Below are 17,595 nucleotides of genomic sequence, written 5' to 3' on the forward strand. Positions count from 1 at the left end.
ACTGCTACTTCACCGCCATCAAATAGGCGAGGAGATCGGCCATGCCGGGAACATCGATTTGTCTTTCGAGCCCTTCGGGCATGAGAGAGAGCTTAGAACTCTTCATCTCGGCGATGTCGCTTCGATCGATCGTGTCCGTCTGGTTTTCACCTCGCACCAACGTGACGCTGGCTGCCGATTCAGACTGGATCATCCCACTCAGGACGCGATCATCTTCGGTAACAATGGTGTAGGAAACGTACTGAGGATTAACTTCTCGATTCGGTTCGACAATATTCTGAAGAATCGCTTCCGCACCACGGAATTGAAAAGAAGCTAAGCTGGGAGCCAGCTCATAGCCGACACCTTCCAGTTTGTGGCATGCAGAACAAGATTGCGCGAAGATCGATTTCCCTTTTTGCTTATCACCAGGCATGTTCAACGCAGCGCGATAGGTTTCAAACACTTCGCTTCGGGTTCCAAACGTGGAGCTTGCCAGAAGCTTCTCAACGCGATCCTTGAGCTTCCGATCGTTTCGCAATCCATTCAAACGGATGACATCGAGATCGGTCAAAAGGAAGTTCCCCTCTTCGGCTTGGGCTACCAACGCTTCCACCCACGCGGCGCGCGAGAAGAGGATGTCGGAAGCGATCGAACGGAGTTTGGGGGACATCATGGTCCAACTCTTCAGCAGCTCCACGGGGACTTGAGCCGAGGTGAATCGTCGCAATGCGTTGGCTGCGGCAACTTGAATATCCTGAGGTTCGCGCTGGTGGATGAGAGCGGCCAAGGCCGAGATGTCGGACTCGTTGGCCTGCCACATCATCCTTCGAATCGCTTCCTGCCGATCCGCGATCGGGAGCTCACCATTTCCAAAGTCGGCGCGAGCCTTCTTGATCAACTGCTCTCGCAGGGTTGCCAGAGTCGGTAGAGAATCGAACAACTCCTCGCGCTTGGCATCCGCAATACTTCGCTCCTGAATCGCGTTCAGAATCTCTGCGATCAACTGCATAGAATTCGCATCGGACTTGGGCCTCCCGGCCAATCTCTTGTCCAGGGTTGCCAGTTGGTCGGCGGAAGCAAGCTTGCCCGTCAAGCGCCCCATCGGCAGAGCTTTCGCGAGATCCAGCGCGCTCGGCGACGCATCCAATTGCTTGAACAAAATCGCTGTGGCTTGAGAACCGATCGCATTGAAACATGCGGCGGCAATCCAAGGATCCGAGGGGGAATTTACAAGCGTTTCGTAGGCAAGTTCGGATTTAGCAACGGGGTGAAGGTCGGAGGCCACGAGGGAAAGGGCAAGCTGCAATCGGACGCGGGGATCGGGGTCCTCGGCGAGCTTCGGAAGAAGTTTTTGAATCTGTTCGTCGGATCCAAGTCGCTCTTCCACCCACAAAAGGGACCATTCCCGTACGCGGGGGTGTGCGTCCGAGAGGCCCCGCACATGGGCTTCACGGGACTCGGACGTGCGCGCCAGCAATCCCAACGCATGCAAACGAGCCTGCGGTAACGACGAATGGATAGCGGTCTTTTCCAAGGCACTAAGGAGTTCGATTCGTTCTGGGGCGGTCGCTCGCAAGGAAAGTTGCTCGTATAGAAGTCGCGATGCAGTGTCTCGTTTCCATCCGTTGGCGCTCTCCAAAGCCTTGACCCATTGAGCAGGGGATTGCTGGGAGAGCTTAGGTGCATCCATATGTTTAAAATCGATCGGAGCGATGCGGTAGATTCGTCCACGATCTCGTCCGCTGGTGAGATCTAAATGTTGTTTGATTTCCTCGGGCAAGGACTTCGGGTGCTCGATGACTTCTCGATAGAGATCGGCCACATAGAGGGTGCCGTCGGGCGTGTTTGCAAATTGTACGGGGCGAAACCAAGTATCGGTGGCGGCTAGAAACTCAGATTCGGAGTCGATACGATGGCCAGCCATGGAGCTTCCCGACTCGGTGAGCTTCTTTCGATGGACGATATTGCTTCCCACATCACCGACGATAGCGACCCCCGACATGTTGGATGGAAAGGCATCGCCGCGGTAGATCGTGATGCCCGTCGCGCTGGTGAAGTAACCAGATGCTCGGCCACCCCCTTCGATCATTCCAGGTGTTTGATTGGTGACACGCATACGTGTGCGCACGATTCTCCAAGGCTCAACCGGACTGAGACGGTACACATTGGCTTGCGGGCCATCGGCCGCGATGCTCTGTCTCGATGGAGGGAGCGGATAGACTTTGCACAGGGACGCATAGCGGTCGGGATAGACGAACATCTGGAGGTGATCGCTGTTGTGGCAAACAAAACGACGGCCCCAATCGTCGAAGCTCATGCCGTGCTGTCCGCCACCGCTCTCAAGTCGGATGTCGAATGTGATCGGATCGAAAGAAAAGTCTCGTCCGCTAGCCGATACCGGTGGTAAATCAGGGCGATCCGGGCGTGTGATGGTAGCCCCAGAACTGCTCACTTGACAATAAATGCGATTGTCGAGCCCCCAGCAAAAACTGTTCAAAAGTCCTTGGACATTCTGCCGTCCAAATCCGGTGAAGACTTGGCGACGGACATCGGCCTTGCCGTCTCCGTCGGTGTCCTTAAGGTACCAGATGTCGGGCGCTGCTGCGACGAAGATCCCTCCATCGAAACAGATCGCGCCGGTGGGCCAGGAGAGCTTGTCGGCGAACAGAACGCTCGTTTCGTAGCGGCCATCCTGGTCGCGATCTTCCAGTCGACGGATAGTTCCGAGAAAGTCTTGGTCCTGCTCTGAGTAGTCGCACATCTCGACGACGTACATGCGCTCCTCGTCATCAAACGCGAGCGCTACCGGGTCGCGCACTTCAGGTTCGGCAGCAGCCAATTCCAATTGGTACCCAGGCTTGATCTGAATCTCCCGCATGGCGTCGGCAGGTTCTTGAGGCGCGATGCGAGGGAGCTCTTCTAGCAAACGGGGTTGCGTTCGGTCTTGGGCGAAAAGGGGGGACACCAAGGTGAAGGGAAGGATGCTGAGTCCCAAACCAGTGAAAGGAATCCAAATCCATGCGAGACGTTGCATCATCGATTGTTTGCTCAAAGCAAGAGTGGGTGGGATAAGCACGCGACCGAGGCATGGTCCGAAAGAGAGCTTCGGTGCATTGCGGAGAACGGTCCAGTGCAGGGTACCCCTAGTTATCGTCGCGATGCGAGCAAAATGCAACGTTTTCTTGCTGGCGCTCAGCGCCTTGACGCTTGGGAGATCGCCCGATCCAAGTCCCGGTGATCGACTCCGATTTCGGAGGCGAGCTGGCGTAGGAAATCGATCATGAACTCGGTGCGCTGCGCAGCGATCATGCGGCCTTGATCGGTTTGCATGGTCTTGGCGAGACCAAGCAACTTGGCAAAAAAGTGATCGATCGATTGAACGGTATCCTGCGGGGGACGATCGATCGGAAAGGGTTGCTTGACGCAATAAAGCAGTTGACGCATCGATCCGCCGGTCATCAAACAGCGAGAAATACCGACGGCGCCGATCGCTTCGAGGCGGTCGGCGTCTTGAACAACTTTCGCCTCCAAGCTTTCGCAGGGGATCCCGGCAGAGAAACTGTGGGCCGCGATGCAGTGTTCGATTTGTTTCAACCATTCCGCCGGATAGCGAATGGAATGCAGGAATTCGATGGCGGCCGCTGCTGCCAATCTCGATGCCTTGCTCCGCTCTGGCGAATCTTTAGGAACCAAGACGCAATCGTGCAACCACGCGGCGGGGAGTACGATGTTCACCTCCGCACCTTCACGCTCACCAATCGCGATCGCATTCTGAACAACTCGCTGCACATGATCGATCCCATGGCCGGCATCGGCCTGAGCCAGCTGCCTGCGAATCCAAGGCTCGATGGCGGAACCCCACTGGTAGCTCCATGCACTGCCATACTGTTGGCTCTCTGCGCTCGTCACCGAGGAATCCTTCAAATGCCCAGATACGATCGAAGCCAGCCGAGGGTGGAACGGCTCGAGGGAGTATCCTCGTCGCTCTTCTTCAGCAACTCGACAATTTGGCGTCGCTCCGCTAAGGACAAAATGGAAGGCTCTCTGCGAGACTCACCCTCCGTCTCGGATTCGGACGCATCCTCCTCCAAGGCGATCGCCTGATCGACGACCTCTCCCGCCATCAGTTGGATCGAGCAGGCGGAGTCCACCGGGGTTAATTCCGCTGGTACTTGGGTCGATGATCGTCCGATCGATCGATTGATGGGGGAGATCGACGGAGGTGGCGGCGGTGCATTGTCGGCTTGATCGAGCGGGCACGAAAGTTGGACGCGCTCGTAAAGATCGGCTCGGCCTCGCGGGTCGAGCAGCTTGTAAGCCGCGATTGCCACTTCTGCTCGATGCAAATCGACCGTCGAGGGATGCGATCTCCCTGACAGCTCTTTGGCTCGATTCCTTGCCGCATCACGAATGATTTCAATGCGGCATTCCCCTCGTCTCAGTCCAAGGGCTTGGAAATAGTGGGCGTTTTGGTCGATTCTTGTTCGGGTTCTCAAAGGTCTTTTCATGGTGTTTTAGTCGCATCCTCGTAGGATCGGGGTCGCTTCCTGCTCTCCTATCGGTTGCATCTTAGTCGCTAACTCGATTTCGTTCCCTGTCTTTTAATGCCCTATTCGACTGTCTTAAAGGCGAAAAAGTTCATCGAAATTTCTATTGGCGGTTTGGGGGGCCAAGTCCACATGTCTAGGAGCACGAAAAAGCCACAAAGGATTCGGCGGCTAGCCAGAAAAATTGGACTGAATTTGTCATGCAAAGGGTCTAGGCAAGACAGCGAGGATAAGAAATTCTTTTAAATTGGCCGAACCGGAGTGAACCGCCCCGATTGGAAGCGTGACAATAAAGGCTTGGTAACCTAAACTAGGAGTGTTCATCCTTTGCCAAGAAACAAATAGAACTGAGAACCGAAGTCGCATGGTGGAAACCGAACCAGGAACCCTCTCCCCACAAACAGTCGCCGATAGCATTGCCAACGCCAAACTCGCGGCTCGGGCCGCTGCCGAAAGCAAAGGACAAGACATCGTTTTGCTCGATATTTCTAAGCAAACGAGCATTTTCGACTGCTTTTTGATTGTCACGGGAACGAGCCGCCGGCAATTGCATGCCATTGCGGAAGAAATCCATCGATTGCTCAAGGCTCACGGGGAAACCCGCCTCAGTGTTTCCGGATACGATGAAAGCCGTTGGATTGCGATCGATTACGGCGGGATCGTGATACATTTGTTCGACGAGGAATGGCGGAAATTCTATGACTTGGAAGGTCTCTGGGCCGACAGCGCTCGTATTGACTTGAGCGAGACCTTAAAAGATACCAATGCCCGTGTCAGCAACACCGAACCCAACGCGTAGCCACCAAACCATCGCCGCGTTGGACTCGATCCATCACCTGAGGGGTAGCAAACCAGATGGGTATTTCCGTAGAGTATTTGCTCTGGCTTTTACCGGTCTTGATCGCTTCGTCCATGGTGATGGCAGCGACCCGTCATGAGCGGGTGCCGTTGATCTTGAGCCAAGCTATCAAAACTGGATTATGGACTTTGAGTTTCCTGCTAGCGATCGCGCTGGTTTTGTGGCTTGCCATGTTCTGGATTGGCTAGATTGCCAACAACCTTTTTCAGTCTCGACGCGCCGCTGCCGATATTCTATTTGCGTAGTTGGCCTCACAGAATGACGACCTTCATGGATGGAGGTGTTCTGGAATCTTTGCCGACAGGAGTGCACCGATGCGTTGGATTCGTGCTGGTTGGTTTGCAGGAAGTTTGCTTTGCTGTGCTAGCACTGCGATGGCCCAGGTCGCACCTTATTCGCAGAATGTCCACACGCGAAACGGCGCTCTTCTCGGTGGCGTTACGGGTGCCGTGATCGGCGGTGTGATCGGACACCAGCGGGACGATACCACCGAAGGTGCATTGATCGGCGGCGCGGTCGGTGCTGTCGCGGGCGGGGTCCTCGGAAATAACCGCGACCATGCGGAACGACGTCAAACGCCCACGCAGTACTACTATCAACGACCCAACCATTACCACGGACATTACCACTCTCCGACCTACGTAGAGCATCGGACCTACGCGCCGACGACCACCCAAGTCGTCACACGCCGTCCGGTCACGGTCAGTGAAGTGGTGAGCATGACTCAAAGCGGGGTGAGCGATACCGTCATCGTCTCGCACATCCAAGCCAACGGGGTCGCCGTACGTCCTGACGTCAACGAAGTGATTTGGATGAGTGAGCGAGGGGTGAGCGACTATGTCATCACCGCTTTGCAACAGAATGGCAACGTTCCGCGTCCTCCGAGAACAACGGTTTATCGTAGCCAGCCCTCCGAGGTCATCATCCAGGAGGAATATCGACCAGCGACCCGAACGATTATCACGACGCCAACGTCGCCGACTTATCGTTCTACCCGGGCTCCGGTCTATGTAGAGCGACGCGGGTTTTAGGGCATGACCGTCCCTGAACGACCGTCGTGGCAACTACCTGCCGGAGTCTCGCGAGGAACCTGGGATTACGTCAACGAACCAACGATCGCAACCGAGTACGATCGATTTCATGCTGGGCATCCGCTGCTCGATTTGGACCGGCAAATCGTGGCGGAGTCGCTTCCGCAAGAGACCACTCGAAGCGACGGCAATAATCGCCTGATTGTCGATGTCGGATGTGGTCCAGGCCGAAATCTGATCCCCTTAGCAGAACGGGGATTCCAAGTCCTCGGGATCGATTTGAGCCAGGACATGCTCGATGAATTCTCGCGTAAAGCAGCCTTGAAAGGCCTTTCGGATCGCTGCGGCTTTCTCCGCGCCAACATGGCAGATCTTCGATGCCTCCACGACGGTATCGCCGACGGAGTGCTTTGCATGTATAGTTCCCTGGGCATGGTGCGAGGGCGGGCAAACCGTCGATCATTCCTATCGCATGCGCAACGGATACTGCGTCGAGAGGGATGTCTCATCGTCCATGTCCATAACCGAGGGTCGTGGCTGCGCGATCCGGGGGGAGTTCGACGCACGATTAGCGATTGGTGGCGGGGACGTCGCGACAAGAGTTGGGAGCTTGGAGATCGAATCTATCCGTATCGAGGCCTGCCGAGTATGTTCCTTCACATTTATTCCGAACAGGAGTTGCGGGCTGATATCGAGTCCGCTGGCCTGAAAATCACCACCATGCACCGTCTGAATCGCGAATCATCCGGTTTGCTGCAATCATCCTGGTTTTCGCATCTTCGTGCGGGTGGCTTCATCGCGATCGCGCACCGTGTGAGGTAGACGATTGATTCGGATTGATCTGTACCAACAAGCTGTTTTGTACCAAGAGGATTCGGAGGACGATCGAGCGACGGCCTTTCACGAGGCTGGTCATGCAGTGCTCGCCATCACGCTGGGGAGACAGGTGGAGAAGGTGACGATCGAGCGAAACTCGCTTCGGTTAGGCCAAGTCCAAATGAGCAAACGGCGCGGGCAACCGATCAAGGATGCGTTGGAGGTGCAAGCGTTGATTCTCCTAGCGGGTGTCGTCGCCGAGGCCCGAATCGTCGGACGCTACAACTGGCCAGGTGCTCAGCAGGATATGGTCGGAGTTCGTCAATTGGCTCGCTACCGCGGTGCCACCGAGAAACAGGTCGAAAGATTGCAGCACAGGTGGCTCGATAAAACCGAGCATCTCATCGACGCGCCCGATACCTGGCTCGCCATTGAACGGGTTGCCGAGGAATTGATCGCAAAAAAGTCCTTGAGTGGTCGCGCCGTTCAACACATTGTCGATAGGTCGATCGAGAGCGACTAGCGCGGAGTCCAAGTCGTTTGGCGATGCCCAGGTCTTCGCAACGCGATGTCTTTGCGATTCACCAGGACGCGACCATCTTCGAGCTCATATTTCAGAAAGACCTGCACCCGATTGCTCTCCGGTGCAACGTCTTGAAATGGAAGACTCAAATGAAAGCCTTGCGAGGCTCCGATCGGTTCAAGCGATTCTTCTAGTTCATCGGGCGTCACGTTCCAAGCCGCAATACGGCGGGAAACCTCGTCGATCGACTCCTCGATCACCACCGTGAGTTTCCCGATCTGTTGAAGCGGTTCACCTGTCACGTTTTTGGGAACAAGAACCAAATAGAGTCCATCGTCACCAGGTTGATCGTCGAAATTGTGTCCGCGGCAGAGCGTCTCGTGGAAGGCGATTTCGACCATCCGTTGATCGGTCACTTTATGTTCGACCGGCATGTTGGCCGAAGCGGGAATAACAGCCGAATCGATTGTCGGGTCGATCGGCAGGTCGATTCGGCCTTGGAGGATCGCTCCCGGCGTCAGCTTGGGGAGCGACGGTTGAGGTAGGACGCTCGACGGCTTGGACAACGCAGGGGTCTGCGATGGCTCTTGGAGCCGCGGTTGCTGAGCCGATCGGATCAGGCCACCTGGAAGCTGTACGTCCTCCACCAAATCTTTGGCTTGGGGGCGTTGGATGCTCGATTTCTTGTCTTCGGTAGTTGGGAGAGAAGGAGCGCTCTTGGGAGGTGGGAGGAGCGATTCACCGCCTGTTGGCAGAGGCAATGGTTGGGGCGATGCGCTAGGGGGCACCACGTCTAAGCTGGGCTCGCTCGATTTCGGTGCAGCTGACTTGGACTGAAGCGGAGGTGGGCTTAGATCGATTGCGCTCGGTTCGTCCAGCTCCGGTTCAGCAGGTTGTTTTGGTTTGGTGGTGGTGGAAGGTTTCCGCTCTCGATCCAACGGGACAGGCAAAAGAGATCGTTCGCTGGAGGCTTCCGATTTGAGAACGCGGTTCTTGGATCGGAGTTCTTCGTTGATTCGGCGCAGCTCCTCGTTTTCGATCTCGAGGCTCTGGTAGGCGGAGTCGTACTCGTAGACCCGATCTTCCAAGGCTCGAATCTCACCCGCCATGTTCTCGACATAGATCTCGTTGAACGCCGCGCGGCGGCATCCAGTGAGCGAGGCCAGTGCGATGAGAAGCACAGTTCGAGCGTGCAGCGATCTGTGGGCCTTGGGCACACAGCGGGCATCGATTCTTTCGTGCAGGGGTGAACGTTCGTAGTCCATGCACGGAGGGATAGAAAAAACCTCACCGATGCGTCAAGACGAAACCCAGTCTCTGATGCAATTTTCTCGTCACTCCATCGACGAGAAGGGTTGCGATGGAGGAGAGGAGTTAGGAGGAATGCTATCTATCCAGCCCGACGCATTTGCTGGCAGGCGAGAAAGACTTCATAGAAATCTCTGGTGAGGACGACGGGATCGTCGCCGAGATCGTCGAGCCAAGCAAGTTGCATGGTGGCCATCGCTCGTAGACCGGCGGTGAGATCGCGTACACGCACGGTCACACGGTCAGAGGGGACCATGGAGCTGTCCATGGAATTTCCAGCGGATGGGAATGGTACCGACACCACCTTTCCCGTCGCATCGAGGGTTCGTTCCCTAGGAGTATGAATATGCCGTTCGACAACTGGGGCACTGACCGTTTCCGAGAAGCAGTACTGCTCGTTCAAGGTGCAGCATTCGATACCGATCACTTGTGCGGAAGATCGATTCATGAATCAGTTTCTTAGCAAGGGGGTAGTTGGGTCGGGTATTCCGTGCTGGACTGTATCGACTAGGTCGACTTTGCCGCTTGATCAATTCTTGTTGAAGTCATCCGAAAAAGTGAGTTCCACTCGCTGATACCGATGCATATAAATGGGTTGGGGCTGGAACAAGGGAGGGAAGGAAAGCGATGGATGCAGAAAATGGGAGCGGTATTGGGATCCCTCCGACACTCGACGAGGATCCGCGACGGCTTGGACAACTGCTTGAACAGTATCGTTCCTATTTGCGAATGCTGGCGAGGAGCAAACTCCACCAGGGCTTGAACGGCAAGGTGGATCCATCGGATGTCGTTCAGGAGACTTGCATTGAGGCAGTCCGGAAGATACGTCTCTTCCGCGGCAGTTCCAAGGCTGAGTTTGCAGGTTGGCTTCGTGGAATCCTCGCCGATCGCATGGCCAAGACAGCAAGACGTTACTTGGGAACCCACCAACGCAACATCCACATGGAGGTACAGTTTCAACGCGATCTCGACGAAGCTTCCGGGCATCTTGAACGCTGCCTTTCAGGCGGAGGTGCTTCCCCCAGCGAGATCGTTGTCTGGAACGAAACAACGCTGGAGCTAGCGCAAGCCATGGAGGATCTCCCAGACGACTACCAGCAAGTGGTTCTACTTCGGAACTTGCAAGGCATGTCGTTTCCCGAGATCGCAGAGGAGATGAATCGATCGATCGATAGCGTGGAGAAGTTGTGGATACGTGCTTTGCTCAAACTCAAGCAATCCATGAAAGCAGGCCACGGAGAGGCTTGAGCGTTTCTTTCTAAAAAACCGAAAAAGTTGCGGCGGTATTCGATACCGACGCGGTACTTAGCCTCTTAGCGGAATCATCGGACGGTAGAAGTTTACCGCCGCTGCAGCCCGACTCATCACGAAATCGAACTGGATCGATTTCAACTCTAGGTTTCTGGAAGGAGACATCATGCAACGCAAGAGAAGACTGGGCAGACCGACTCGATTGACTTGTGAGTCACTGGAGCATCGTCGATTGATGGCAATTGATGTCGGAGTGGTCGAAGGGGACTTGCTCATTGGAGGGACCGCGGATGGGGCGGTCTCGATTACTTCGCTCGAAGGTGGCGTGCTGGAAGTCAAGGAAGGGGATATGGTTGTTGCGACCTTGAACAACGTCACCGACGATATCCGAGTTCAATTGGACCCAGAGGGAGCCGTCAATGATGAAGTTCTTCTCTCGTTGGGCAATGCGCCAATCGACCAAGTGATGGTGGATCTCGGCGGGGGAGACAATGTCCTGTCGATCGAGTCGGGCTCTCTATCGGGTAGTTTGTTTTTGCTTGGTGGGGAAGGGAGCGATTCGTTGCTGATGGGTCCAGAAGTCGAAGTGGAGGATAATGTTTTTGCTTGGGTCGGAAAAGGAGATAATCTCGTCGAAGTCGATGGGAGTATAGGGCGTAATCTGTTCGTACGCGCTGGGGAGGGCAATGACTCGGTGGCGTTGTCCGATACGGCCATAGTCGGACGAAATGCTGATTTTAAACTTGGTGATGGAGACAATTCAGCGAGTGTATCGGGCCAGATAGAGGGACGCATGAGTTACCGTGGCGGATCGGGAGATGACGTAGCAGAGATTGGAGAAACAGGCGTCATCAATGGAAATGCTTCCTTTGATTTGGGAAGGGGATCGAACCAAGTGACGCACCTGGGAGTGATGGAAGGAAATCTTCGTGTTGTCTCGAAGAACTCGGAAGATACCGTCATCATCGATGATACAGCCATCGTGGGTGGGCAAGTCATCGAACAGCTTGGGATGGAGACAAAACGAGGCGGCAAAGGTATCGGTCGATTCTTCTTTCGTTGAAATGCGGGAAAGGATTCGTCCTCCCCTCGATCCACATTGTGACGATCCACATTGCTAGCAAGCCGCAGCGTCAGCCCATGCAGTCCAAGCATTCTTAAGTTCTCGGTTGGAGCCGCTTGTAGACTGGCGTTGCAGCAAAGCCCGCAGTGATTGTCTTCGGTATCCGAGGGATATACCATAGATGTCAGGTGTTGGATTGAAATCGTGTTGCAATGACGTTGTCTTCTTCGCGATCAAGTCATCGCTTTCCCGATCGTTCGGGCTCTAAGCCAACGATTCCGCTGAGAAGGAAACATGCGAAATCATCGCGGTCCATCGGTTGATGATCCGTGTTCCGATTTAACGGCGGAACAACAACAGCGTTTGATTGCCATCCTCGAGAACTGTTTGCATCGACAAAGCTTGCAAGGGTCCCCCTTTGCAAGTGAAAGGGATCGCGCGAAGCTCCTCGAATCCAATGCTGACTTGGGGAATGCGCTGGTCGATGCGCTGGATGGTTTACTTTGGGTAGGCAATCTAAACCCTGAAGCCTCTTGCACCGAACCTGCTTTGCCTCATATCCAAGGATATGAGCTTCTGGAGGAGATTGGCAGAGGTGGAATGGGAGTTGTCTATGCGGCCCGCCGTATTGGTGATAGTCGACCTGGTGATAGTAGCGAAGTGGCTATCAAGGTGCTTCTGGGCAGTAAGAGACTCGCAAAGAACTTTGTCGAGCGATTCCACCGAGAAGCCAGAGCCGCTGCATCGGTTTGTCACCCAAGTATTGTTCCCGTTTATGAAACGAACTGCGAAGGTGATTTGTGCTATTTCACCATGAAGCGAATCAAAGGGGAGTCGCTTGCAAACTGGATCGGGCGGCGGCGAGGCATGGGCGCCCCGATTACTTCGTTGGAATCGAAGAAGCATTTGGCTCGAGAGTTCGCACAAGTTGCGGATGGTCTGTACCGAGTCCATCAATCCGGAATTCTACATCGAGACATCAAGCCTTCGAATATTTTGATCGACCTGCAAGAGCATTTGTGGGTGCTCGACTTCGGACTCGCCTCCATAGCCGATAGCGATACACTCACCCGATCTGGGGATTTGATTGGAACCTTTCGATATATGAGCCCCGAGCAAGCAGCTGGGAGCAAAGAACCATTGGATTCTCGAACAGACATTTATTCACTAGGGCTAACGATTTATGAAGCATTCACGCTAAAGAATCCATTTTCTCAATACGAAGGAGCAGCATTGCTTAAGGCGATTCAGTCGCCTGCGGTTGAACCTCCACGAAGATTTTGTCCGAGCATTCCCAAAGACTTAGAGACGATTATCCTGCGAGCGATTCGGCCCGATCGCAATGCCCGCTATTCCTCGGCGCGGGAGCTAGCATGGGACTTGGAAAGATTCGCGAATGGTGAGTCGATCGACGCCTTGCGCGTCACGTGGCGTGAACAAGCGAGTGCTGCTTGCAGAAAGTATCCAGACCGCGTATTGGCTGGTGTATGCACGATGGTCGTAGCGACTGTGGCTATGGGAGTGCATAGCGCGGTGGTGCAACGAGAACGTAATCGGACTCGTATCCAGTGGGCAAGAGGAAATGAAAACTACGAGCAGGCACGCGCCGCCGTCGACTCCTTGGGACTTCGAGTCTCTGAACAGCTTGCAGCTCTACCAGGAACCGAAGCCTTGAGGCGCGAGGTCTTACAAGAGACTCTGAAGTATTACGGAACGTTTATCACGCGATCCAATCACGATCCATTGCTTCAGCGCGACGTCGCCGAAACACGTTGGAAGATGGCGAATTTGATTGGAATCGCCGGGAGCAAGGAAGATGCTATCGAAGCGTTGGCATTGGCCGCCAACGATCTTCATCAGGCTTGGATCGAAACGGCGGATTCCAATTTACTGCTTCTCGCTATTCAATCCAAATGCGAGCTTGCGGGCATCTTGGGAGATCAAGGAAGACTCGGGGCGGCCCAGCAGGAATTGGACTTGGTCAGCGTTTGGTCGGAGGAGGTGTCCCCAGGCGTGGACAGAGCCTATACCGATTCGCTCCTCTGGAATTCGATGGCGATACTTGCCTACAAAATGGGGGACACGCAAGCTGCGTGCACGCATGCACTCCGAGCAGTCGAGCGACTGGACATTGGTCCGATCGAGACCTCCACGATGCCGGAGAAGGACATCAACCGCTTCCAGAGGCGGATAAGACACTCGATTGCCGATGCTCTTCATAATCTCGGTTTCATTTTAGCCGAGCAGGGACACGTGAAAGTTGCCGAGCGCGTGACGGCGCGTTCGCTTGCGATGCGAACCTCGGAACCATCCGCCCAACATAGTTCGGACGAACTCCGCCGCTTGGCATTGTCGTATAGCAGCCTCGCAGCGCTGGCTTGGAAACAAGGCAATGTGGAGGAGGCGATTCGAATTTATTCCTTCAGTGCCAAGCTGTTGGAACGAGCGGTCGATGGGTTGCCAGGCTTGCTGGGCCCCAGGCGAGAATTGGCAGTCACGTTGAACAACCTTGGGATGGCTCAGTCGAGCGCTCAGAGGTTAGATCTTGCATTGAAGACATTCCAATCAGCGATCAGCATAGCTACTTCCCTGGCGGATACCGATTCTAGCAACGCAGAAGCTGCCAAACATGCGGCTGGGATTTGGAACAACATGGCAATGGTCCAATTTAAACTCGGTGAAAAGAGGCAAGCTCTCGAATCGATTCAAAAGGCGGTTTACTACCAGCAGTGGGTCGTGCGAGCGGAGTCCGCGAACGATCAAGAAAGCGAACTGTTGAAACGATACGAATCGATTCGTGAATCATGGGCGATCGAATATGGGCCGCCTTATCTCCTGGAGACCAATGGATGAGAGAGAAAAAGCGTACGTCGCTCGTGGAGTCGCTCGAGGTACGAAAGGTTCTAGCGCAGGGGGATTGGGAGTGGTCTCGTTTGGCAGACGAGTTTCGTCACGAATCGGACTCGTACATCCTGGCAGCCACGCTCGCTGATCAGGACTCGAAGCCTTCGTTGGGCATAAAGGAAAATGTTTCGAAGGTGAAAAAACTACCGCGTCAGGCATCGCGCGGCTTGGTGGGGGAAGGGGAAGGGGGCTCCGGCAATGCGTTGACCGGAGTTGCGAACCCTTCCGCCGTTGGATCGGCTTCGCAACAGAACCAAGTAGATCAAGAACGGGACTTGGTGACCGCAATCCAAGGATCATCAGTTCGAGAAGCACTCGCGCAAGCTAATTCTTCCCTTGCTTGGATCGACCTCAGCCCCGAACGAATAGATTCGTCAACGGCTCAGCAGACGACACAATCCGATCGCCTCTTCGTAAGCGACAAAAACCAATTCGTCCGTGCACCGATGGAGTCGTTCGTGTGGCAAGCGGAACAGGAGGATCGGATGGCCCCGAATGGAATGAATGGATACGGACTTGGTGGTAACTCGCCGTTCGAGCTTATCCAACGGATATTTCCTCGACGATCTCTGGCGGTGGAGTCGTACTCGGCGGTTGATCGTCTCATGTCGAATTCGTCAGAGGATCGATACTGGTGGAGCGAACCAAGCGAATGGTTCGACGGAAGGGATACCGGGGTAAGGACGCAGGAGAGTAGTAGTCTGCAAACGCGATCCATCTTCACCAATACTTCGAAACGAGGGAGGGAGGCACCGTGGGAATCGGTCTTCCACAACGGACTTCCGACACCCAAGGGACTCCCGACACCCAAAGGAATGGTGTATCTCGAGGTCGGTGAACTTGCCAAAGTCACCGCCGCGGGTGCTCCGACGTTGACGAACTTAGCAACATGGCAACCCTCTCCCTTTGGGTTGCTTCAATGGTTCGCTGGGGGAGCGAAAGAGCCTCACCGAGTCGACCCGGATCAACTCGCACTGGATCGCACGGAGATGGATATGGAAGCCAAGGTATCGAGTGCAAAAGAATGTACTGCAGGTGTGTTGTTGATGATCCTTGCTGGTATTTGTGTTTCCGAACGAGCGCGACGGAAGAGAGGTGAGAAATCGATTCCCTCTCGTTTGATTTGTTTGGCGATGTACCGCATGGGTTCGTCTCGAATGCTGGAGACCCGCGACGATCGGAATTGGAGAGGGAGGTTGATCGGTGAGGCGCAAAGGTCGCAAAGGAATAGTTCCTAAGCGCATCCACTTCCGCAGTCCCCACCCAACTCGTTTCCTTGCGACAAAGAATCGCCAGCCTGAGCGGATGCAAAGACGAACTGCAAAAGGGACTAAATATTAAATAGGAGGCACCCATCTATTGAATAGGAGGCACCCACCTATCTGGGGGGGAACGGGAGATCGGGGGATCGGCGCGGGGGGTACGGGCGATCGGGGGGAAGAATGGGGCTGTGGACGCGGGATTGGGGGCAATTTGGACAGAGTTGCAGTCGACTTGGCTGGGGAGAGCGCAGCAGCGTACTTGGCCCGGTGCTGGAGTTCGGGCGAGGTGAGAGGCGGGGCTCTCGCCATGGCGCCATGGCGCATAGGTGGAGTGGGGGACCGGCAGGGACGCATCGCGGGTTGGCGGTAGAGCAGCTACTAGGCCAAGCAAGCTTCTGCTAACCGAGGGCCGCTAAGCGAAGCAAGCGGCGACGAGCCGCTGGCCGCGACTCCAGCGATTGTTGGTCCGCTCCGCGTCGGCTACCATCGACTTGGGACTTCCACTACAGCGGCTGGTGCCAAAGTACTTCGTGTAGTTCCATACCAAGTCGCACCACATGCTGGGTTCGACTCCCAGCCCAGAGAATAAGGGCTTCAAGGATTCGGGGACCGGATGCAATTTCCCAGGAGGATGACCCTTCTGCTCCGCTGTCCAACGCAATAGCTTCACGTAGTCTTCCAGGTTCATGTTCAAGAACCCTTTGTTGCTGGCTCGCAGGCCGTTGGTGCAGGGCTCTGGATCCAACGAGTTCACCTTGGGGTCGAGCGTGAAGGGGGCCAGCCAAGCGTCTCTGGGGACCAGAGGACGGGGGCCACGGTTCTGACGAGCCTTCTTCTGCTCCTCCACCGTCATCTTGGTCCTCCGCTTGATCGATTCCTCCTTCGATAAAGGAACACGATCCAGAGCCGTCGATTCGATCATTGCACCGTTGGCAGCTTGGAGACGATCGTACACGGAGGTGTGGATGGAGAGTTCGATCGTTTCGGCTAGATTCGCGCGGAGGACATTGAGATCGACATACATGGCGCATGCGAGCAAACCGGCTTCATCGAGAAGCCGATTGGCTTTGAATCGGCCTTCCCAGAAGCAACCGGTGCATTTGTCTTCTGCATTGGCTCGCCTGGCGATGACTTCGGCGAGAGAGCGCATGAACCAAGAGATATCGGAGAGTCGGCTTCGATACTCTTTGATCTTTTCTGGATCGGCTACGGCGCTTCGGACATCTTCTTCGTTGGCCTCGGCCAAGACATCGAGGATCCGGGTACCAGGAAAGAGTCGCAGCCAACGTGTGGCAACTTCTTGGTCAGACCAAGTAGCCACGACGTCGGGACGATTGCGGAGGACGACATGGAGGTGATTGGATAGGACGGCATATTCGAGAACGTCGATACCAAAGACGGAGGCAAGGGATTCGAGTCTTTGGCGAATCCATTCTCTTCGGTGGGAGTAGTCTGTGCTGGTGAGCTCATCGAAGCCGGCCAGAAAGGCGCGACGGACACAACGGTTGTAGCAATGGACAAGGCAGATTTCGTTGCTAACGAATTGCTCAGAACGGAGCGTGCTGGACATGATGGATCTCTCCAGAGGTTCGGGGTGTAGATCCTATTACGTTATGGGATGGGGGAGCGGGTTGCAACCAAATAGAAGAACATTTTGAAGTGGGGGAATGCGAGCTAATCGAAGGCACTCAACTACTGCGAATAGGTGGGAGTGCGAATAGGTGGCACCCACCTTTTGGGCTGTTCTCGCCAAGGCGCTACGGCGCGAAGAGAGGAAGAGATTGGGGGCACCTATTGGAGAGCGGCGATTCGGGAACGGGAGCGAATTGAAGCCGCCCACCTGCGAGAGCAAATCGAAGGCACCCATCTTTTGGGAGGAGGTAAATAGAAGGCACCCACACATCGGGCCCACACATCGGGGGAGTGGGGCGATTCTCGCAAAGGCGCCAAAGAGGAAAGTAGGAAAGTAGGAAAGGAGGAAAAGGGGGCGAAAGTGGGGTGCCAGGGTGTGGGATGTGGTGTAAGGGTGCGTGTACGCCTACGGCTGAC

Annotated in this window: 15 protein-coding genes; 9 read left to right on the forward strand and 6 right to left on the reverse strand. The window is 55.1% G+C overall.

What is annotated here, in order from left to right; genetic code table 11:
• Window positions 1-4: 4 nt before the first annotated feature.
• The 3 genes from SH467x_RS09055 to SH467x_RS09065 all read right to left on the reverse strand — a co-directional run bounded on the left by SH467x_RS09055 (window position 5) and on the right by SH467x_RS09065 (window position 4,490).
• Complete coding sequence (locus tag SH467x_RS09055; protein WP_482370948.1) at window positions 5-3,019, reverse strand: PVC-type heme-binding CxxCH protein; 3,015 nt, start codon at window positions 3,017-3,019, stop codon at window positions 5-7.
• A 155-nt stretch (window positions 3,020-3,174) separates the two neighbouring features.
• Window positions 3,175-3,891 carry an HD domain-containing protein gene (locus tag SH467x_RS09060; RefSeq protein WP_482370949.1) on the reverse strand — a complete coding sequence of 239 codons (717 nt, stop codon included), beginning with the start codon at window positions 3,889-3,891 and terminating at the stop codon, window positions 3,175-3,177.
• A gap of 11 nt (window positions 3,892-3,902) precedes the next feature.
• Window positions 3,903-4,490, reverse strand: coding sequence for a hypothetical protein (locus SH467x_RS09065; protein ID WP_482370950.1), 588 nt, complete (start codon window positions 4,488-4,490; stop codon window positions 3,903-3,905).
• 403 nt (window positions 4,491-4,893) lie between these two features.
• Between SH467x_RS09065 and rsfS the strand changes: the two genes are divergently transcribed.
• From rsfS to SH467x_RS09090, 5 genes are all read left to right on the forward strand, one after another.
• Entirely contained in the window at window positions 4,894-5,328 is a 435-nt protein-coding gene (gene rsfS, locus SH467x_RS09070; RefSeq protein ID WP_482370951.1) for a ribosome silencing factor, read from the forward strand.
• 56 nt (window positions 5,329-5,384) lie between these two features.
• The gene (locus tag SH467x_RS09075) at window positions 5,385-5,576 is read left to right on the forward strand and encodes a hypothetical protein (RefSeq protein ID WP_482370952.1); all 192 of its coding nucleotides are present in this window, start codon (window positions 5,385-5,387) and stop codon (window positions 5,574-5,576) included.
• 126 nt (window positions 5,577-5,702) lie between these two features.
• Window positions 5,703-6,419: a glycine zipper 2TM domain-containing protein gene (locus SH467x_RS09080; RefSeq protein ID WP_482370953.1), complete on the forward strand. Its 717-nt coding sequence runs from the start codon at window positions 5,703-5,705 to the stop codon at window positions 6,417-6,419.
• A 3-nt stretch (window positions 6,420-6,422) separates the two neighbouring features.
• Complete coding sequence (locus SH467x_RS09085) at window positions 6,423-7,241, forward strand: class I SAM-dependent methyltransferase (protein ID WP_482370954.1); 819 nt, start codon at window positions 6,423-6,425, stop codon at window positions 7,239-7,241.
• Between the two features lie 4 nt (window positions 7,242-7,245).
• Window positions 7,246-7,758, forward strand: coding sequence for a M41 family metallopeptidase (locus SH467x_RS09090; RefSeq protein ID WP_482370955.1), 513 nt, complete (start codon window positions 7,246-7,248; stop codon window positions 7,756-7,758).
• Here the strand turns inward: SH467x_RS09090 and SH467x_RS09095 are convergent.
• Together SH467x_RS09095 and SH467x_RS09100 are read right to left on the reverse strand one after the other, a co-directional pair.
• A complete protein-coding gene (locus tag SH467x_RS09095; RefSeq protein ID WP_482370956.1) occupies window positions 7,755-8,939 on the reverse strand; it encodes a hypothetical protein in 1,185 nt (394 codons plus the stop codon). The genes SH467x_RS09090 and SH467x_RS09095 overlap by 4 nt on opposite strands.
• A 209-nt stretch (window positions 8,940-9,148) precedes the next feature.
• A complete protein-coding gene (locus tag SH467x_RS09100; RefSeq protein WP_482370957.1) occupies window positions 9,149-9,514 on the reverse strand; it encodes a hypothetical protein in 366 nt (121 codons plus the stop codon).
• A gap of 179 nt (window positions 9,515-9,693) precedes the next feature.
• On the opposite strand from SH467x_RS09100, the gene SH467x_RS09105 reads away from it, so the two are divergent.
• The 4 genes from SH467x_RS09105 to SH467x_RS09120 all read left to right on the forward strand — a co-directional run bounded on the left by SH467x_RS09105 (window position 9,694) and on the right by SH467x_RS09120 (window position 15,522).
• Window positions 9,694-10,314, forward strand: coding sequence for a sigma-70 family RNA polymerase sigma factor (locus tag SH467x_RS09105; RefSeq protein ID WP_482370958.1), 621 nt, complete (start codon window positions 9,694-9,696; stop codon window positions 10,312-10,314).
• A 169-nt stretch (window positions 10,315-10,483) separates the two neighbouring features.
• The gene (locus SH467x_RS09110; protein WP_482370959.1) at window positions 10,484-11,380 is read left to right on the forward strand and encodes a hypothetical protein; all 897 of its coding nucleotides are present in this window, start codon (window positions 10,484-10,486) and stop codon (window positions 11,378-11,380) included.
• A gap of 294 nt (window positions 11,381-11,674) precedes the next feature.
• A complete protein-coding gene (locus SH467x_RS09115; protein ID WP_482370960.1) occupies window positions 11,675-14,233 on the forward strand; it encodes a protein kinase domain-containing protein in 2,559 nt (852 codons plus the stop codon).
• Window positions 14,230-15,522 (forward strand): hypothetical protein, encoded by a 1,293-nt coding sequence (locus SH467x_RS09120; RefSeq protein ID WP_482370961.1) that lies wholly within the window; start codon window positions 14,230-14,232, stop codon window positions 15,520-15,522. The genes SH467x_RS09115 and SH467x_RS09120 overlap by 4 nt, the downstream gene beginning before the upstream one ends.
• A gap of 436 nt (window positions 15,523-15,958) precedes the next feature.
• On the opposite strand, the gene SH467x_RS09125 is transcribed toward SH467x_RS09120, so the two are convergent.
• A complete protein-coding gene (locus SH467x_RS09125; protein WP_482369908.1) occupies window positions 15,959-17,116 on the reverse strand; it encodes a transposase in 1,158 nt (385 codons plus the stop codon).
• Window positions 17,117-17,595: the final 479 nt, after the last annotated feature.

The organism is Brakhagea slesvicensis (assembly GCF_052161625.1).
Classification (GTDB): domain Bacteria; phylum Planctomycetota; class Planctomycetia; order Pirellulales; family Pirellulaceae; genus JBKCUI01.

Bases quoted from the DNA above. Each gene is read 5' to 3' on its own strand.
- SH467x_RS09055 (WP_482370948.1), bottom strand. From the start codon at position 3,019: ATGATGCAACGTCTCGCATGGATTTGGATTCCTTTCACTGGTTTGGGA.
- SH467x_RS09065 (WP_482370950.1), bottom strand. From the start codon at position 4,490: ATGAAAAGACCTTTGAGAACCCGAACAAGAATCGACCAAAACGCCCAC.
- rsfS (WP_482370951.1), top strand. From the start codon at position 4,894: ATGGTGGAAACCGAACCAGGAACCCTCTCCCCACAAACAGTCGCCGAT.
- SH467x_RS09075 (WP_482370952.1), top strand. From the start codon at position 5,385: ATGGGTATTTCCGTAGAGTATTTGCTCTGGCTTTTACCGGTCTTGATC.
- SH467x_RS09080 (WP_482370953.1), top strand. From the start codon at position 5,703: ATGCGTTGGATTCGTGCTGGTTGGTTTGCAGGAAGTTTGCTTTGCTGT.
- SH467x_RS09085 (WP_482370954.1), top strand. From the start codon at position 6,423: ATGACCGTCCCTGAACGACCGTCGTGGCAACTACCTGCCGGAGTCTCG.
- SH467x_RS09100 (WP_482370957.1), bottom strand. From the start codon at position 9,514: ATGAATCGATCTTCCGCACAAGTGATCGGTATCGAATGCTGCACCTTG.
- SH467x_RS09105 (WP_482370958.1), top strand. From the start codon at position 9,694: ATGGATGCAGAAAATGGGAGCGGTATTGGGATCCCTCCGACACTCGAC.
- SH467x_RS09110 (WP_482370959.1), top strand. From the start codon at position 10,484: ATGCAACGCAAGAGAAGACTGGGCAGACCGACTCGATTGACTTGTGAG.
- SH467x_RS09115 (WP_482370960.1), top strand. From the start codon at position 11,675: ATGCGAAATCATCGCGGTCCATCGGTTGATGATCCGTGTTCCGATTTA.
- SH467x_RS09120 (WP_482370961.1), top strand. From the start codon at position 14,230: ATGAGAGAGAAAAAGCGTACGTCGCTCGTGGAGTCGCTCGAGGTACGA.
- SH467x_RS09125 (WP_482369908.1), bottom strand. From the start codon at position 17,116: ATGTCCAGCACGCTCCGTTCTGAGCAATTCGTTAGCAACGAAATCTGC.